Annotated in this window: 15 protein-coding genes and 1 pseudogene; 10 read left to right on the top strand and 6 right to left on the bottom strand. The window is 67.4% G+C overall.

The window, feature by feature from the left end:
- Positions 1–3 precede the first annotated feature (3 nt).
- Entirely contained in the window at positions 4–1,365 is a 1,362-nt protein-coding gene (locus QM693_RS14095) for an MFS transporter (RefSeq protein WP_283352620.1), read from the bottom strand.
- A gap of 152 nt (positions 1,366–1,517) precedes the next feature.
- Positions 1,518–2,411 (bottom strand): LysR family transcriptional regulator, encoded by an 894-nt coding sequence (locus QM693_RS14090; protein ID WP_005252314.1) that lies wholly within the window; start codon positions 2,409–2,411, stop codon positions 1,518–1,520.
- Positions 2,412–2,545: 134 nt separating this feature from the next.
- Between QM693_RS14090 and QM693_RS14085 the strand changes: the two genes are divergently transcribed.
- From QM693_RS14085 to QM693_RS14055, 7 genes and pseudogenes are all read left to right on the top strand, one after another.
- Complete coding sequence (locus QM693_RS14085) at positions 2,546–3,238, top strand: SDR family NAD(P)-dependent oxidoreductase (protein ID WP_283352619.1); 693 nt, start codon at positions 2,546–2,548, stop codon at positions 3,236–3,238.
- 12 nt (positions 3,239–3,250) lie between these two features.
- Positions 3,251–3,433 (top strand): annotated as a pseudogene (locus tag QM693_RS14080) (aldehyde dehydrogenase family protein); the annotation flags it as partial.
- 359 nt (positions 3,434–3,792) lie between these two features.
- Positions 3,793–5,154, top strand: a complete 1,362-nt coding sequence (locus QM693_RS14075) for an RraA family protein (RefSeq protein WP_283331131.1) — start codon at positions 3,793–3,795, stop codon at positions 5,152–5,154.
- On the top strand, positions 5,151–6,488 hold the full coding sequence (locus tag QM693_RS14070) for a TRAP transporter large permease subunit (protein WP_005250744.1): 1,338 nt from the start codon (positions 5,151–5,153) through the stop codon (positions 6,486–6,488). The genes QM693_RS14075 and QM693_RS14070 overlap by 4 nt, the downstream gene beginning before the upstream one ends.
- A gap of 19 nt (positions 6,489–6,507) precedes the next feature.
- Entirely contained in the window at positions 6,508–6,783 is a 276-nt protein-coding gene (locus QM693_RS14065) for a hypothetical protein (RefSeq protein WP_283331130.1), read from the top strand.
- Between the two features lie 8 nt (positions 6,784–6,791).
- The gene (locus QM693_RS14060; protein WP_283352618.1) at positions 6,792–7,775 is read left to right on the top strand and encodes a cyclase family protein; all 984 of its coding nucleotides are present in this window, start codon (positions 6,792–6,794) and stop codon (positions 7,773–7,775) included.
- A gap of 56 nt (positions 7,776–7,831) precedes the next feature.
- Positions 7,832–8,596, top strand: coding sequence for an IclR family transcriptional regulator (locus QM693_RS14055; RefSeq protein ID WP_283331128.1), 765 nt, complete (start codon positions 7,832–7,834; stop codon positions 8,594–8,596).
- A gap of 52 nt (positions 8,597–8,648) precedes the next feature.
- Here the strand turns inward: QM693_RS14055 and QM693_RS14050 are convergent, their stop codons facing one another.
- From QM693_RS14050 to QM693_RS14035, 4 genes are all read right to left on the bottom strand, one after another.
- Entirely contained in the window at positions 8,649–9,368 is a 720-nt protein-coding gene (locus tag QM693_RS14050; RefSeq protein ID WP_283331127.1) for a maleylpyruvate isomerase family mycothiol-dependent enzyme, read from the bottom strand.
- 11 nt (positions 9,369–9,379) lie between these two features.
- Entirely contained in the window at positions 9,380–10,207 is an 828-nt protein-coding gene (locus QM693_RS14045) for a fumarylacetoacetate hydrolase family protein (RefSeq protein ID WP_283331126.1), read from the bottom strand.
- A 7-nt stretch (positions 10,208–10,214) separates the two neighbouring features.
- On the bottom strand, positions 10,215–11,294 hold the full coding sequence (locus QM693_RS14040) for a cupin domain-containing protein (protein ID WP_283331125.1): 1,080 nt from the start codon (positions 11,292–11,294) through the stop codon (positions 10,215–10,217).
- A gap of 63 nt (positions 11,295–11,357) precedes the next feature.
- The gene (locus QM693_RS14035; RefSeq protein ID WP_283331124.1) at positions 11,358–12,164 is read right to left on the bottom strand and encodes an IclR family transcriptional regulator; all 807 of its coding nucleotides are present in this window, start codon (positions 12,162–12,164) and stop codon (positions 11,358–11,360) included.
- 48 nt (positions 12,165–12,212) lie between these two features.
- On the opposite strand from QM693_RS14035, the gene QM693_RS14030 reads away from it, so the two are divergent.
- The 3 genes from QM693_RS14030 (at position 12,213) to QM693_RS14020 (ending at position 15,770) form a co-directional block, all read left to right on the top strand.
- On the top strand, positions 12,213–13,442 hold the full coding sequence (locus QM693_RS14030; protein ID WP_283331123.1) for an MFS transporter: 1,230 nt from the start codon (positions 12,213–12,215) through the stop codon (positions 13,440–13,442).
- Between the two features lie 68 nt (positions 13,443–13,510).
- Complete coding sequence (locus QM693_RS14025; RefSeq protein WP_283352617.1) at positions 13,511–14,710, top strand: FAD-dependent monooxygenase; 1,200 nt, start codon at positions 13,511–13,513, stop codon at positions 14,708–14,710.
- Positions 14,711–14,747: 37 nt separating this feature from the next.
- Positions 14,748–15,770, top strand: a complete 1,023-nt coding sequence (locus QM693_RS14020; protein ID WP_280780008.1) for a magnesium transporter CorA family protein — start codon at positions 14,748–14,750, stop codon at positions 15,768–15,770.
- The last annotated feature ends 16 nt before the right edge of the window (positions 15,771–15,786 follow it).

The raw sequence follows: 15,786 nt of genomic DNA, 5'->3' as shown, positions 1-15,786 counted from the left end.
CGGTCAGGCGTCGTTGCGGACGAGCGTCTGGTGCCGGGCGCCGACCGTCGTGCCGGGTTCGCCGAGCTGCTCGGTGGGGGTGCGGTAGGTCTCGGGACCGGTGAGTGCGGCGACCGACGACAGCAGCGCGAAGCCCAGGCACATCCAGGCGACCGGGGTCCAGTTCGCGGTGTCACCCGCCGACAGCCACTGCGCGATGGCCGGGGTGAAGCCGGCGACCAGAAGTCCGAGCATCAGGCTCACGGCCATTCCGGTGTACCGGACCTTGGCGGGGAACTGCTCGGGGAAGTACGCCGGGTACACGCCGTTGGGCATCGCATAGAACAGGCCGATCAGGACGATGCCTGCCGCGAACACCATCGGTGCGCTGCCGGTTCCGATCGCGTGGAAGAACACGAACACCATGCCCGCGGCGCCGACGGCGCCCGTCACGAACACCGGTTTGCGGCCGATCCGGTCGGCGAGCATTCCGAACAGCGGCTGGGTGAGGACCGCGACGAAGTTGGCGGTGGCGATGGCCCACAGCATCGTGGAGCGTTCGAGCCCGGCGACCTGCACGGCGTAGGCCAGCGCGAACACGTTGACGATGGTGTTGATCATCGCGAACGTCGCGCTGAGGCTGATACGGATCACGGTGCGCCAGTGCGAGCGGAACATCTCGACGACGGGGATGCCCGCCGTGTCGTCGTGTTCCTTCAGCTCTTCGAAGACCTCCGGCTCGTCGAGCTTGCGACGCAGCCAGACCGCAACACCCGTCACGAAGATGCTGAGCAGGAAGGGCACACGCCAGCCCCACGAGTAGAGCGCGTCGTCCGGCAGCGCGGCCACGGGAATGAACACCAGGCTCGAGATGACGATGCCGAACATGATGCCGCTCATGGTGAACGAGGTGTAGAACGAACGACGGTTGTCCGGTGCGTGTTCGAGCGTCAGCGCGGACGATCCTGGCGATTCGCCGCCGGCGGACAGGCCCTGCAGCAATCGCAGGAGCACCAGGATGATGGGCGCGGCGATACCGATCTGGTCGTACGTGGGCAGGCAGCCGACGACCACGGTCGCGATACCCATGAGCAGGAGGCACGCGAGCAGCGAATTCTTGCGCCCGTATCGATCCCCGAGATGCCCCCACAGCACTGCGCCGAGTGGACGCGCGATGTACGCCACGCCGAGCGTGCCGATCGACAGCAGGGTCGCCGTGGCTCCTCCGCCCGGGAAGAAGATTCGCGGGAAGACCAGCGCTGCCGCGGATCCGTAGATGAAGAAGTCGTAGTACTCCAGCGTGCTGCCGAGGAATCCCGAGACGGCGGCCCGGCGGGCGTTCTCGTTCGGTTGTCCCCCGGTGTCGCGAGTGGAAGTGCTTGCCATGGTGTCCCTTTCGTCCCAAGGATCCGGTACGCCGCGAGGCTTCCTTCGGAGGTGATCCACCTCACACGAAGTTCCGGACCGTGACGAGCGTGTCATGGCGAACTATGCGCAGTCCAGCGCAAAAAAAGTCTTAGATATAGACCGAAAATGTCCTAATCGGGAGTCGGGAGAATGTCCTCCGAGACCGCGAGGGCCACCCGGAGCGCGTCGGAGACCCGACGCGGTGACCAGGCGAGTCCGTGGTTCATGTAGATCGGCTCGCCGGTGAGCGGCACGAACACCGTGCCCGGGGGCGTGAGCGCGGCAATGCCCGACGTCATGAGCGCCACGCCGACACCCGTCGCCACCAGCATCAGGATCATGTACGGATCGGTGATCTCCTGCACCACGCGGGGACGGAACCCCGCATCGACGCAGGCCCGCATCGCGACCTCCTGCAATGCCGAACCGGCCGACAGCGGTGTCGTGACGAAGCCGTCTTCGGCCAGGTCGCGCAGATCGATCTCCGGCTCGGACGCGAGCGGGTGGTCCGCCGGGAGCACGGCCCCGAACGGCTCGCGGCGGATCAACCGGGTGGACACCGAGGCCGTCTCGACGGGAAGGCCGACGAACGCGAGATCGAGTGCACCACTGTCCAGTTGGGTGATGGCGTCACGGGTCATGATGCGTCCGACGAGGGTGAGTTCGATGTCGGGGTAGCGCTGCCGGAGCGCGCGGGTGAGCGGGGGCAGGGACAGGTGATTGAGCACGCCCGTGAAGCCGATCTTGATGCGGCCGTACACGCCCCCGGCGGACGCACGGGTGGCCTGCCGCGCGATGTCGACGCTCTCGAGAATCCGGTACGCGTGCGGCAGGAACGTGTGTCCGGCCGACGTCAGGGCGACACTGCGGGTGCTCCGCTCGAACAACGGCACGCCGATGTCCTTCTCGAGTTTGCGCACCGTCTGACTCAGCGGCGACTGGGCCATCTGGAGTCGCGCCGCGGCCCTGCCGAAATGCAGTTCTTCGGCGACGGCGACGAACGCTTGCAGCCAGCGAATCTCCATCGGATTCCCTTCGGCGAGTTTGACGAGTGTTGCTCAGCCCATATATTCCAATTCATACACAGTGTGAAACGGATCATACCGATTTCGCACATAGAACAAGACTACTGCGCACACAGTCGCGAGGAGAAAACACCATGTCCACGTATCCCGACGGCGCCACCGCGCTCGTCACCGGCGGCGCGAGCGGAATCGGCGCGGCGTGCGCGAAACGCCTCGCCGACGCCGGGGTCCGCGTCGTCACCGCCGACGTCGCCACCGAGGCCGACGAGCACCTCGACGTCACCGACGCCGACGCCGTCGAGAAACTCGCCGCCCGGCTCGGCCGTGTCGACATCCTCGTCAACAGCGCCGGCGTCGTGGGACCGTCCGCTCCCCTGGTGGACGTCGATCTCGAGGACTGGCGCCGCACGTTCCGGATCAACGTCGACGGGACATTCCTCCTCTGCCGCGCGTTCGTGCCGGCCATGACCGGCGCCGGCTGGGGGCGGGTCGTGAATCTGGCGAGCATCGCGGCGAAGGACGGGAATCCCAACCAGAGCGCCTACTCGGCGTCGAAGGCCGCCGTGATCGCGCTGACGAAATCGCTCGGCAAGGAGGTCGCGCAAACCGGTGTCCTGGCCAACGTGGTGGCACCCGCCGCGGTGGAGAGCCCGATGAATGCCGGCACCGACCCGGCGATCCTCGCGCGGTCGCAGAGCCTGACCCCGATGGCCCGGATGGGACGGCCCGAAGAGATCGCCGAACTCGTCGCATGGCTGTGCTCGGAAGCGCTCAGCTTCTCGACCGGCGCCGTCTACGACGCCAGCGGTGGCCGGGCGTCGTACTAGCGCGACACTCGCTCCAGCCAGTTCGGCAATGGCACCGCCATCTTCACCAACGACGACGGCGGCGCCGCCCGACAGTTCCAGAACGAGGTCGAGGTCGGCACGGTCGGCATCGACGTCCCCGCCCCCACCGCGTACCACTCCTTCGGTGGCTGGAAGAACCCCCTCTTCGGCGACACCCATGCTCACGATGACGAACTCCGAGGCGGCGCCGGCATGCACCTCGGCGTGGTCACCCACATTCACATGCGTGCGACTTCCAGGATTTTCGGTCCTCCCCTGTCTCTCCGCGCGCACGAATTCCCGGTCAGCCTCGATTCTCGTGCCCCGGCCCGTGCAAATCCTCGTTGCTGTGCGAATCGCGAACCCACTCGACGGTAGATGCGAACCTGCACGTCAGCACGCCGAATAGGCGCGGGGTCCTGAGCCGTCCGCGCGTGCGGTGGTCACTTTCGCGATCAATCCCTCTCACATCTCGATGCCTTGACAACGGCGATGCAGTGTGACCACCATTACTGCATCATGTGATAGAGGTTATCACAGTATGAGAGGAAATTATGAAGGTTGCGATCCTCGGCTTGGGTGAAGCCGGAAGTCTCTACTCGTCGGGATTCCTCGCGAAGGGCTGGGAGGTGACCGGGTTCGACCCGGCCGACACCGCCACTCCCGCGGGAGTGCTGCGCTTCGACGACGTCGCCGACACTGTGCGGGGTGCGGATCTGGTGCTGAGTCTGACCAGCGCGAAGGTGGCGGTGCGGGCGGCGCTCGACGCCGCACCGCATCTGTCGGCCGGCATTTGCTACGCGGACATGAATGCCGCGCCGGCCGAGATCAAGGCGCAGGTCGCCGACGTGGTCGGCGCGGCAGGCGCTGCGTTCGCCGATGTCGCGGTGGTCGGGTCCGTCCCCGCCCACGGGGCGCGTACCGCTCTGGTGGTCAGTGGCGACGGATCGACCGCGGCGGCCGCCTATTTCGAGGCGCTCGGCGCCGCGGTCGAGGACATCTCCGGTGCGCCCGGGGACGCGTCGAACCGCAAGCTGCTGCGCAGCGCGTTCATGAAGGGCCTCGGCGCGTTGATCGTCGAATCGGTCGATGCCGGGATCGCTGCCGACGCCGAGCAATGGGTGCGTGCGCAGATCGCCGGTGAGCTGTCCGGCAGCTTCTCGGCCCTGGACCGGCTGCGGGACGGCACCCGCAAGCACGCCGCCCGACGCTCGGTGGAGGCGGCCGCCTCGGTCGAGCTCCTCGACATCCTTGGGGTCCGCCCCGTCCTCGCGTCCGCGACGGCCGAGGTGCACCGCACCCTCGCCGATGCGAATGGACGCGCCACCGACGAGTTGCTCGAGGCCTACGCCGGGCTCCCGGTCGCCAACATCGGCGACGCCCGCCAGCGCATGGGCATGGTCGATTCGGGTATCCATGCCATGTGGAAAGGTGCACGGATCGTCGGCCGTGCCCGCACGGTGTGGACCCGGGCCGGCGACAACAAGGCGCTGCACGAGGCGCTGGCGAAGGTGCAGCCTGGTGAGGTGATTGTCATCAACGGACAGGGCGACCAGAACCGGGCCTTGATGGGTGAGTTGATCGCCGAACGCGCCCGCTCCCGCGGCTGCGTCGGCATGATCATCGACGGCGCCGCCCGCGACATCGATGTCCTGCAGGAGATCGGATTCGGTGTGTGGGCCCGCGCGGTGAACCCGTCCGGCCCCTACAAGGACGGCCCCGGCAAGATCGACGTCCCGGTCGCGGTCGGCGGTGTCGTCTGCGCACCCGGCGATCTGGTCGTCGCGGACGACGACGGCGTCATCATCATCCCGGCGGCCGAAGCGTTCACCAGCCTTGCGGGTGGCCGGGCGGTCGAAGCCGACGAGGCGCAGCGTCGCGCCGCGATCATCGCCGCCCGTAAGGTCGCGGCATGATTGCCATCTGGGCGTTGCTGGCGTTCATCGCGTCCATCGTCTTCTGGAATGCGGTGCTCAAACGCAACATCGGTGAGGCGATGATCGTCGGGTTCGTCGTCGTCGGGGCCTTCGCCGGCCGTGACGCCCCGAAGTACATGTGGGAGGGCTTCGTCAATTCGATGCAGGAGGAAGTGACGTTCGCCGGGCTGGCGTTCATCTTCATGAGCTTCATCCTCGCGAAGACCCCGGTGCTGGACCGGCTCATCGACATCCTCAACTCGTTCCTCGGCCGCCTGCGCGGCGGCCCGATCTACACGTCCACCGTCGCCGGCGGCATGTTCGGTGCCATTGCGCATGTCGGCGCCTCGGTCACCGCCGCGGTCGGCTCTGTCACCGTGCCGTGGATGAAACGCTCCGGCGTGAGCGGCGAACTGTCCGCGACGGTGGTAGCCGGCTGCGCGGGCATGGGCGTGACGTTCCCGTTCAGTGCGACCATGTTCATCCTGGTCGGGTCGAGCACCGTCACCGGGATGATGGCCGCGGACGACATCATCGTTCCGCTCGCCATCGCCGGCCTCTGGTGCCTCGGCTACCGGCTGGTGCTGAGCTACTACCTGGTCCGCAAGAACGGCCTGCAGCCGATCGCCCCGGAGGACCGGATCCCGGTCAAGCGGAGCCTGCGGGTCGGGTGGACCTCGCTGTTGCTGTTCGTCCCGATCCTGATCCCGCTGCTGCTCACCCGCGGTCCGATCGCCGCACCCATCGCGCACTACACCGACCTGGTGATGTCGAGTGCTCTGAGCCTGATCACCTGGATCCCCGTCCTGATGATCCTGCTGGTGCTCTTCCTCGGGCGCCGGCACCTGCCCAAAACCAGCACGGGCTGGTGGAAAGTCCTCGGCGACGCCGCCCCCCAGTTCGGCGTCATCGGTATCACCATCGTTGCCGCGTTCTCCGCGTCGGCGGTGCTCGCCAAGCTGAAACTGCCTCAGCAGTTGACCGCGATGCTCGAAAGCCTCAGCGCACCGTCCTGGCTGATGGCGATCCTCGTCGGGATCATCATCGTCATCATCGCGATCCCGCTGACCGCCTCTGCCACCATGGCCTCGGTCGGCCCCGTCGCCGTCGCCGCCCTGGTCGGCACCGGTATCGCCGCCCCCGTCGCCGCGGCCGCCGTCTTGGTCTTCGCGTCCACCGAGGGCGCCTCCCCGCCCTCGGGCGCTCCCATCTACGTCGCCTCCGGTATCGCCCGGATCGACCCGTCGAAGATCTTCATGCCACTCCTGAAGTACTACTGCATTCCCATCCTCGGCATCGGGGTACTGATCGCCCTCGGCCTCCTCCCCGTCTAATCCCGCGACAGGACACGTCATGTTCCAGAAAAGCGTCTCTACCCTCTTCCGCATCAGCGTCGTCGCGTTCCTGCTCGGCGGACTGGCGATCGTGCTCGGCCAATCCGTCGGACTGATCCTCGGAGACGGCGTCGTCGTCACCCACGTCGAGGAACTGCTCGCCCCTTACGCCTACGGTGCCGCAGGCATCGCCGGACTGCTCGCCTTCGTCTTGTCGTACTTCCACCACGGCGGAGAGGAGGACGCCCTCGGAAACGAGGACTCTCCCGCCCGCACCGCCGAACACGTCGGATGACCAGGCGGATGAGCACGATCGGTGCCGACTCCACCTACGCCGACCTGTGCGCCCGCACCGACGGCGCCCCGGCCGGGTCGAGTTGGGGAGTCTTCGACAACCGGGACCGGGGGACGGCGAACTTCGCCGGCCCCGGGCAGGTCCGCGACGCCGCCACCCTGGTCACCCGGGGTGCGGTGTTCGCCCTCGACTATCCGCTCGGCGCGTTCGACCCACCGATGGCCCGGTCGCGCACGGCGCCGAAGCACACCATCGTCTCCGCGCACGCCGAATCCCGCGACGACCTCCTCGACGGTTTCTACCTGCAAGCCAGCAGTCACCTCGACGGATTGCGCCACCGACGGGTGTCCGGGCACGGCTTCTATGGCGGCATTCCCGACGACCAGGTCACCGAAGGGTCCCCGGCGCTCGGGATCCAGGCCTGGTCGCAGGACCCGATCGTCGGCCGCGGCTTGCTCCTCGACCTCGAAGCGCTTCACGCCGAACGCGGGCATCCCCTCGACCACACCCTGGGTCCGGCGCTCGACCCTGCCGACCTGGACGCCGCCGCGCAGCGCCAAGGCTGCGAGATCCGCGGCGGTGACCTTATTCTCGTCCACACCGGCTGGGCGCACTGGTACCTCACCGCCACCGACGACCAACGCAACGAGGTCCGGACCGGCCGCCGTTCCACCGGCTTCGCACAGAGCCGCTACCTCGCACAGTGGTTGTGGAACAACAAGATCGCCCTCTTCGGCACCGACACCTTCGCCGTCGAAGTTCTCCCCGTCCTCCCCGACAGCCAGTTCACGGAGTCAGCCCCCGAGGATGCCGGCATGATGCACCAGGAACTGATCGGCAAACTCGGCGTCCCCCTCGGCGAACTGTGGAACCTCACCGCACTCGTCGAGGACAGCCGCCGCACCCACTCCTGGGACGCCCTGGTCACCGTCAAACCGCTCAACTTCGTCGGCGGGGTCGGTTCGCCCTGCAACGCGACCGCCATCCGCTGACAGGTTTATCGCACAATGATAAGTTTCATCGAAAGTAGGTGAATCGAGGAGGAAACATGGCGGCGCCGACCAACAACATGCGATCACTGGACCGCGCGTTCGACGTGCTCGGTGTCCTCCAGGAGGCCAAGCAGCCCCTGCGGCTCAGCGAAGTCGCCCGCCACGCCTCACTGCACGTCGCCACCGTGCAACGGATCCTCGGCGTGCTCCTCGAACGCGGGTACGCCGCCCGCATCGGCGACACCTACACCGCCGGGCCCGCTGCGCTCGCGGTCGCGCACGCGTTCATGGTCACCAACCCGCTCAGTGTCCTTGCCCAGCCCATGCTGCAGCAGCTCGCCGCGAGTACGGGGTTCACCGCGTCGATGTATGTGAAGGTCGAGTCCTCCCGAGTGCTCATCGCGCGGGTGGAAAGCGACCATCCGCTCAACTACATCCTCCCCGTCGGTGAGCGCCTGCCGCTCTACCTGGGCGGCGCCGGGAAGACGATCCTCGCTCATCTCGACACCGCGGAGGTCGACGAGATCCTCGGCGGTATCGGCGACATGGCATTGGCCAGCGGTGCGACCGTGTCGAAAGCGGAACTGTTCGCCCAACTCGACAAGATCCGCAGCGATGGCTTCGCCGTGTCGGTCAGCGAACGCCTCTACGGCATCGCCTCCGTCACCGCCCCGGTCCGCGCCTCCGACGGCACCCTCGTCGCCGTCCTCGGCGTCACCGGACCCGCCGACACACTGACCGACACCCAGATCGACCACCTGATCCCCGAAGTCCGTCGCGCCGCCACCACTCTCGGCACACGGGTACCCGTCGCCGGCTAGCCGGAGCAATGGCCAAACCTGCACGTAGTCAAGACATCATCGCCTTCGTCCATCAAAGCCAACGGGGCGGTTCCCCGACTTCACCGTCGATGTTCACGCCGACGGTGCCGCGTCCGGCGGCCCACCGCACGACCGCGGCGAGGGGTCCGGACACCTTCTCGGCGGGCGGTGAATCCGGCCGCACGGCAACCGGTTCATTTCCGTCGACCGCGAGCATCAGGCCGGCACCGAGGTCCTTGCGCCGCCACATCCCGACGATGTCGGTGAGCAGCGACTCGAGGACCACGTCGGGGAAGTCGCCGAACCGGCCGCCGTTGCCGAGGTCGACCGCATGGATCCACACCTCCCGGGTGCGCATCCACGCCGTCTCCGACACCGGCACCAGACGGCCCTGCGCGGTGCGGACCTGCGCATCCCACGCCGAGGCGGGCAGGTTGCGCCACTTCTCGTCGAGCCGGGCGACGGTGTGGTCGAACAGGTTCCGCAGCGCCGCCGCCGACAGGGTGGCGCCCTCGACGATCTCCCGGCCCCGCTGCTCCGCCGACGCATACATCGGGGTCTCGATCCCGGTGGCCGCCCAGTCCAGCAGCCGGCACAACGCGGCGGCGTTGTAACCGACGTGCGCGAGCAGATGCCGCCGCGACCACCCGGACAGGAGGGTCTGCCCGTCGAGGTCGGAATCGGACAGCTCGGCGAGGCGTTGCGCGAAGTACGCGGTGCCGCGGCGCGCGATCAGCAGCCGCTCGGCCAGGGGAAGATCGTGGAAACCCACCGGGTGCACCCCTACTTGACGATCGTCGTGTTGCGGACGGTGCCCAGGCCCTCGATGGTGACCTCGACGGTCTGCCCGTCCTGAATGTAGAGACCGGGCTTACGGGCGTGCCCGACCCCGCCCGGGGTGCCGGTGATCACCACGTCACCGGGCTGCAACGTCACGATGTGCGAGATGTACTCCACCAGCCTGGCCGGGGTGAACACCAGATCGTCGGTGGTGGTGGACTGCACCACCTGCCCCTCCAATTTCGTGACCAGAGTCCCGCCGAACGTGTACGAGTCGGTGGTCGTCAGGAACGGCCCGAAACCACTGGTCTTCTCGAACGTCTTGCCCTGATCCCACTGCAACGTCCGGTACTGGTAATCGCGCATCGTGTAATCGTTCATCACCGAATACCCGGCGATGTACTGCTCGGCGTCCGCCTCCGGCACCTGGTACGCCTGCCTGCCGACGACGAACGCCAACTCCCCCTCCCAATCCAACTGGGCGGCGGCATACGAGGGGACGATCACGTCGTCGTACGGACCAGTCAACGCCTCCTTGAACTTCGCGAACAGGGTCGGGTACTCGGGCAGATCCCGGCCCATCTCCTGGATGTGGTTGGCGTAGTTCAAGCCGACGCAGATGATCTTCCCCGGGTTCGGGACCACCGGGGCGTAATCGGCCCCGTCGAGATCGACGGTGGCACCGGACGCGTTCTGCGCGAGGGTTTTCCAGTCAGGGTCGGCCAGCAGGGCGGACAGGTCCGGGTACCCGTCGATGATCGTGGCGGTGGTGTCGGAATCGACGCGGACGGCGACGGTGGCGCCGGCGCGGCGCAGGGTGGCAAGCTTCATGGGATTTTCAGGCTCCTTCGGAGATGTAGGTGCGATCAAAGTGCAGGCGCTCGACGATGGGGGCGTCGGAGAACGCGAACAGGTCGAACTCGGTGTCGGCCTCGATCGACCACTCCGTCCAGGACGGGACGACGATCATGTCCCCCGTGCCGACCTCACGGTTCTCGCCGTCGAGGACGAACCGGCCGGAACCGTCGAACACCTGGTAGACGGTCGATCCGACGTCGCGGCGGGGCCGGGTGCGGGCGCCGACGCGCAGGCGGTGGAACTCGGCGCGGATCGTGGGCATCACGTCGCCGCCGGTGGTCGGGTTGGTGTAGCGGACCGCGGCGTGACCGGGTTCGGTGGTCGCCGCGTACCCCTCGTCCTCCAATGCCAGCTGCTCGCGCAGCGCGGCGTCGGTGTGCTCCCACCGGTACGCCGCGATCGGCGACGACGCCTTCGCGTCCAACCCGACCAGCGGCCGCAGCCCCGGATGCGCCCACAACCGCTCCGACCGGGACACATCCGGGGTGGAATCGTCGGTGACGTTCTCGGACCCGAATTCGAAGAACCCGGTGTCGGTGTAATGCACGAACGGGATGTCCAGGCCGTCGATCCAGGCCATCGGCTGATCGGTTTCATTGTGGTGACCGTGGAAATGCCAACCCGGGGTCAACAGGAAATCGCCGCGCCGCATCGCCACCGGATCCCCGTTGACGACCGTCCACACCCCCGCCCCCTCGACGACGAACCGGAACGCGTTCTGCGCGTGCCGGTGCTCGGGGGCCACCTCCTTCGGACCCAGATACTGGATCGCCGCCCACAACGTCGGCGTCACATACGGCACCCCACCCAACCCCGGGTTCGCCAGGGCGATCGCCCGCCGCTCCCCACCCCGGCCGACCGGCACCAGATCCCCGGCCCGCCGCGCCAACGGATACAACGTCGACCACTTCCACACGAACGGCACCGCCCGCGACGCCGGCGTCATCGGCATCAGATCACCGACTTGCGTCCACAACGGATTCAGGTGCTCGGCCTCGAAATCGGTGTAGAGCTGTGTCAGCTCCGGAGCGTCGTCGACGTGCGGTTCGGTAGCGGTCATGGCGTCGACGCTAGGAGGGTCGGCGTCCCGGCTGATAGAGAATTCTTCTGTCCAGAATTATCGTCAGGGTTCGAGGTCGGCGATGTCCACCTCGAGTTCGCGGATCGCGTTCTTGATCTGCGACACCAGCGGTCCCTGCGAGTGCTGCCGGAAGCGGGTGATGGGCACGGCCACCGTCAGCGCCCCGACGGCCGTGCGAGCCCGGTTCCGGATCGCGACACCGAACGCCGCGACCCCTTCCTCGGTCTGCTGCACGTTGACGGCGAATCCGACGGCGCGGGCGGCGGACAGTTCCCGCCGGAACCGCTCGAAGTCGTCGGGCGACAGGCGGCGGTCGCCCCACTCGCGGTCGTCGTCGGGCAGATCCGCGGGCCGCAGGTACAGCTGTTCGAGGGTCGCTCGCGGCAGTTCTGCCAGCAGAATGCGTCCTCCCGCAGTCAATTCCGCGTCGAGCACCTGACCCTGACGGTCACCGACGCGCAACATTCCCGTCGACTCGGCGGACGAGAGGAAGCGCGCCTGGGTGCCGACGCGGATCACGAGGTTGACGGTCTCGCCGCACAGGATCGCGAGGGCTTCCATGTGGGGCCTGCAGAGGTCGGTGAACTCGCGCGTCCACCCGCGCTGGGCCGGGCCGGCGCCCATCGCCGACCCGGGGTGGTACATGCGTTTCTCGTCCTGAACGGCGAACCCTCGGTACACCAGCATCGCCAGCAGCCGGTGCGCGGTGGACGGCGCGATGCCGAGTTCCTCCGCAGCGTCCTTGAGCCGCAGCCCGCCGACGTCGCGCAGCATCTGCAGCAGGCGCAACGCGTTGTCGACGGACTCCAACATGTACGTCGGCTTTTCGATCGTTCGCTTCTTCTGCACAGCAGAACTTTATTGCACGCGAGCTGTGCGCCGCATCACCCTCGATTCATGCCCCTCACTGCCACCACTACGGTGCCGCCGACGAACCGTGTCGGATTGGACCGCAACGCCGCGATCGCCGTCGTCGTCTGCTGGCTCTTCGTGGTCTTCGACGGCTACGACCTCATTGTCTACGGCAACGTCATTCCGAGCCTGCAGAAGGAGTGGGGCATCAGCGCCGCGACAGCGGGCACCCTCGGCAGCCTCGCATTCCTCGGGATGATGATCGGCGCGGTGCTCGCGGGACGCCTCTCGGACGTGGTGGGACGCAAGCGTGCGGTGATCGGGTGCGCGATCGTCCTGTCCGTGTTCACCGCGCTGTGTGCGCTGGCGACCGGACCCGTCATGTTCGGCGCGTTGCGTCTGATCGCCGGACTCGGCCTGGGCGGCCTCGTGCCCACCTCCAATGCGCTTGCTGCAGAACTGATTCCTGCGAAGTGGCGCGCCGCGGTGGCCACGATGATGATGTCCGGTGTTCCCATCGGCGGTTCGATCGCGGCGCTGCTCGGCATCCCCGTCATCCCGAACTGGGGTTGGCAGCCGATGTTCGCCTTCGCGCTCGTCCCGCTGATCCTGCTGGTTCCGATCGCGTGGAAGACGCTGCCCGACCACACTGCGGCGGTGACGTCGGCGGAGGTGCGGCCGGCAACCGGCTTCAGCGCACTGCTCGGTACCCGGTTCCGTTCCGTCAGTATCATGTTCGCGCTCGCCACGGTGGTCACCCTGCTCGCCTGGTACGGCCTCGGCACGTGGCTGCCCAAACTCATGCAGGGCGAGGGCACCGATCTCGGCAGCGCGCTCACGTTCGCCCTCGCTCTCAACCTCGGCGCCGTCGCGGGCTCGTTCGTCACCGCGTGGGGCGGCGTCCGGTTCGGCACGATCCCCACGAGCATCGTCGCCGCACTCCTCGCGGGTCTCGCCCTGCTGGCGTTGCTCACCGCCCCACCCGTGGCGCTGGTCTACGTCATATTCGTGCTCGCCGGCGTCGGGACACACGGAACCCAGTGCCTCATCATCGCCGCGGTCGCGTCCTACTACCCCGATTATCTGCGGGGCACGGCCCTCGGCTGGGCGCTCGGCGTCGGCCGCGTCGGAGCCGTCGCCGCACCGCAGATCGGTGGCTTGCTCCTTGCCGCCGGACTCGGCGCGGATTCGAACTTCATCCTCTTCGGCGTCAGCGCGCTCGTCGCCGCACTGCTGCTCACCGTGATCTGGCGACGCTTCCCCTCCCCCACGTGAGTGCCGCCGTGTGCCCCGGCACGCATTGCCACTCACATGCCCCGAACGCACGAAACGAAGGAACTGTCATGTCGAATCTGCAGGACGCACGCATCATCATCGCCGGAGGCGGGATCGGCGGCGCGGCCAACGCCCTGGCCCTCGCCCGGAAGGGCGCGAACGTCACGTTGTTCGAACGTGCCTCCGAGTTCGGGGAAGTCGGCGCCGGACTGCAGGTCGGACCGCACGGCGCCCGCATCCTCGACTCCTGGGGCGTACTCGACGACGTTCTCTCCCGGGCCTACCTGCCGAAGAACATCGTGTTCCGCGACGCCGTCACCGCGGAGGTGCTCACCACGATCGACCTCGGCACCGAGTTCCGTGCCCGCTACGGCGGACCGTACTTCGTGACCCATCGCAGCGACCTGCACGCGACACTCGTCGACGCCGCACGGGATGCGGGCGCCGAACTGCACACGGGCATCACCGTCACCGACGTAATCACCGACGGTGACAAGGTGACCGTCAGCACCGACGACGGCCGCACCCACGAAGCGGACATCGCGCTCGGCATGGACGGCCTCAAATCCCGGCTGCGGGGGAAGATCTCGAACGACGAGCCCGTGTCGTCCGGCTACGCCGCCTACCGGGGCACCACCCCGTACCAGGACGTCGAACTCGACGAGGACATCGAGGACGTAGTCGGCTACATCGGACCGCAGTGCCACTTCATCCAGTACCCGCTGCGCGGCGGCGAAATGCTCAACCAGGTCGCGGTGTTCGAATCGCCCGGTTTCAAGAATGGAATCGAGAACTGGGGTGGCCCCGAGGAGCTCGAACAGGCCTACGCGCACTGCCACGAGAACGTCCGCCGCGGGATCGACTACCTGGGGAAGGACCGGTGGTGGCCGATGTACGACCGCGAGCCGATCGAGAACTGGGTGGACGGGCGGATGATCCTGCTCGGCGACGCAGCGCACCCGCCACTGCAGTACCTGGCCTCGGGAGCTGTGATGGCGATCGAGGACGCCAAGTGCCTCGCCGACTATGCCGCCGAAGACTTCTCCACGGGCGGAAACTCCGCGTGGCCGCAGATCCTGAAGGAGGTCAACACCGAACGCGCACCGCGCTGCAACCGCATCCTCACTACCGGACGCATGTGGGGTGAGCTGTGGCACCTCGACGGCACCGCCCGCATCGCGCGCAACGAACTGTTCCGCACCCGCGACACGTCGAGCTACAAGTACACCGACTGGCTGTGGGGGTATTCGTCCGATCGCGCGTCATAACCGCTTCTCTGCCGGAATGGTTCGGCAGACTGGGAGCGTGACCCTCAACCTGGTGCAGACCCGTGTGTGGCGCGATGGCGAGTGCGTCGGCAAGGATTTCCCGCTTGCCGACGTGTCCGAACAGGTGAAGGACGAGAATGCGCTCGTGTGGGTCGACCTGTGCGACCCCGACCACGAGTGCCTGACCGAGCTTGCGGCCGAGTGGTCGCTCGATCCGAACGCCATCGAGGATGCCGTCGCCCGCGGTGAGCGGCCGAAGGCGACGCGCTATGCGGGCCATGCGTTCGTGACCGCGTACGCCACCTGGTTCGAGACCGACGACGTCAGCACTCTCGGCGTTCTCGATTCTCGGCTTCGGCTCAGCCGCGTCTCCGCGTTCGTGGTGTCGAACGGGATCATCACGGTGCGGCGGGACGATCGATTCGACATGTCGCAGGTGGTGGAGCGCTGGGAGGAGGACCCCGCACTGCTCACACCGGGTTCCGGCGCACTCGCGCTCCTGCACGGACTGCTCGACGCCATCGTGGACGGGCAGTTCGAGACGATCGAGACGATCGACGACGCGATCGAAGCGCTCGAGGAGGGCTTGTTCGACGAGTCCGCGCGGACCCGGGAGATTCAGCAGCGCACGTACCGGCTGCGGAAGGAACTGGTGCAACTGCGTCGCGTCGTGCTGCCGATGCGGGAGGTGGTGGGCGCCGTCATGCGCGGGCGGGCCGAATCCCCACGCGACAAGTCGCCGGTTCTCGACAGCTTGTACACCGATCTCTACGACCACGTGACGCGCGCCGCGGAGTGGACGGAGTCGTTGCGCGACATGGTGGTGACCGTCTTCGAGACGAATCTGTCGCTCCAGGATGCCCGGCTCAACACCGTCATGAAGAAGCTCACCGGATGGGCGGCCATCATCGCGGTTCCCACGGCGGTGACCGGGTGGTTCGGTCAGAACGTCTTGTTCCCCGGAGTCGGGCAGCTGTCGGGGATGATCGCCAGCACCATCGTGATCGTGACGTCGGCCACCCTGCTCTACATCCTGTTCCGCCGACGCGACTGGCTGTAGTCGGGACGGACAGCCC

Source organism: Rhodococcus sp. IEGM 1305 (assembly GCF_030058635.1).
GTDB classification, from domain to species: domain Bacteria; phylum Actinomycetota; class Actinomycetes; order Mycobacteriales; family Mycobacteriaceae; genus Rhodococcus_F; species Rhodococcus_F opacus_D.
The sequence above is the reverse complement of the archived record's forward strand: the minus strand, read 5'-3'. Positions and strand labels throughout refer to the sequence as shown.

Excerpts from the sequence above, each read along its gene's own strand:
- QM693_RS14095 (WP_283352620.1), bottom strand. The coding sequence starts at position 1,365 with ATGGCAAGCACTTCCACTCGCGACACCGGGGGACAACCGAACGAGAAC.
- QM693_RS14090 (WP_005252314.1), bottom strand. The coding sequence starts at position 2,411 with ATGGAGATTCGCTGGCTGCAAGCGTTCGTCGCCGTCGCCGAAGAACTG.
- QM693_RS14085 (WP_283352619.1), top strand. The coding sequence starts at position 2,546 with ATGTCCACGTATCCCGACGGCGCCACCGCGCTCGTCACCGGCGGCGCG.
- QM693_RS14075 (WP_283331131.1), top strand. The coding sequence starts at position 3,793 with ATGAAGGTTGCGATCCTCGGCTTGGGTGAAGCCGGAAGTCTCTACTCG.
- QM693_RS14070 (WP_005250744.1), top strand. The coding sequence starts at position 5,151 with ATGATTGCCATCTGGGCGTTGCTGGCGTTCATCGCGTCCATCGTCTTC.
- QM693_RS14065 (WP_283331130.1), top strand. The coding sequence starts at position 6,508 with ATGTTCCAGAAAAGCGTCTCTACCCTCTTCCGCATCAGCGTCGTCGCG.
- QM693_RS14060 (WP_283352618.1), top strand. The coding sequence starts at position 6,792 with ATGAGCACGATCGGTGCCGACTCCACCTACGCCGACCTGTGCGCCCGC.
- QM693_RS14055 (WP_283331128.1), top strand. The coding sequence starts at position 7,832 with ATGGCGGCGCCGACCAACAACATGCGATCACTGGACCGCGCGTTCGAC.
- QM693_RS14045 (WP_283331126.1), bottom strand. The coding sequence starts at position 10,207 with ATGAAGCTTGCCACCCTGCGCCGCGCCGGCGCCACCGTCGCCGTCCGC.
- QM693_RS14040 (WP_283331125.1), bottom strand. The coding sequence starts at position 11,294 with ATGACCGCTACCGAACCGCACGTCGACGACGCTCCGGAGCTGACACAG.
- QM693_RS14030 (WP_283331123.1), top strand. The coding sequence starts at position 12,213 with ATGCCCCTCACTGCCACCACTACGGTGCCGCCGACGAACCGTGTCGGA.
- QM693_RS14025 (WP_283352617.1), top strand. The coding sequence starts at position 13,511 with ATGTCGAATCTGCAGGACGCACGCATCATCATCGCCGGAGGCGGGATC.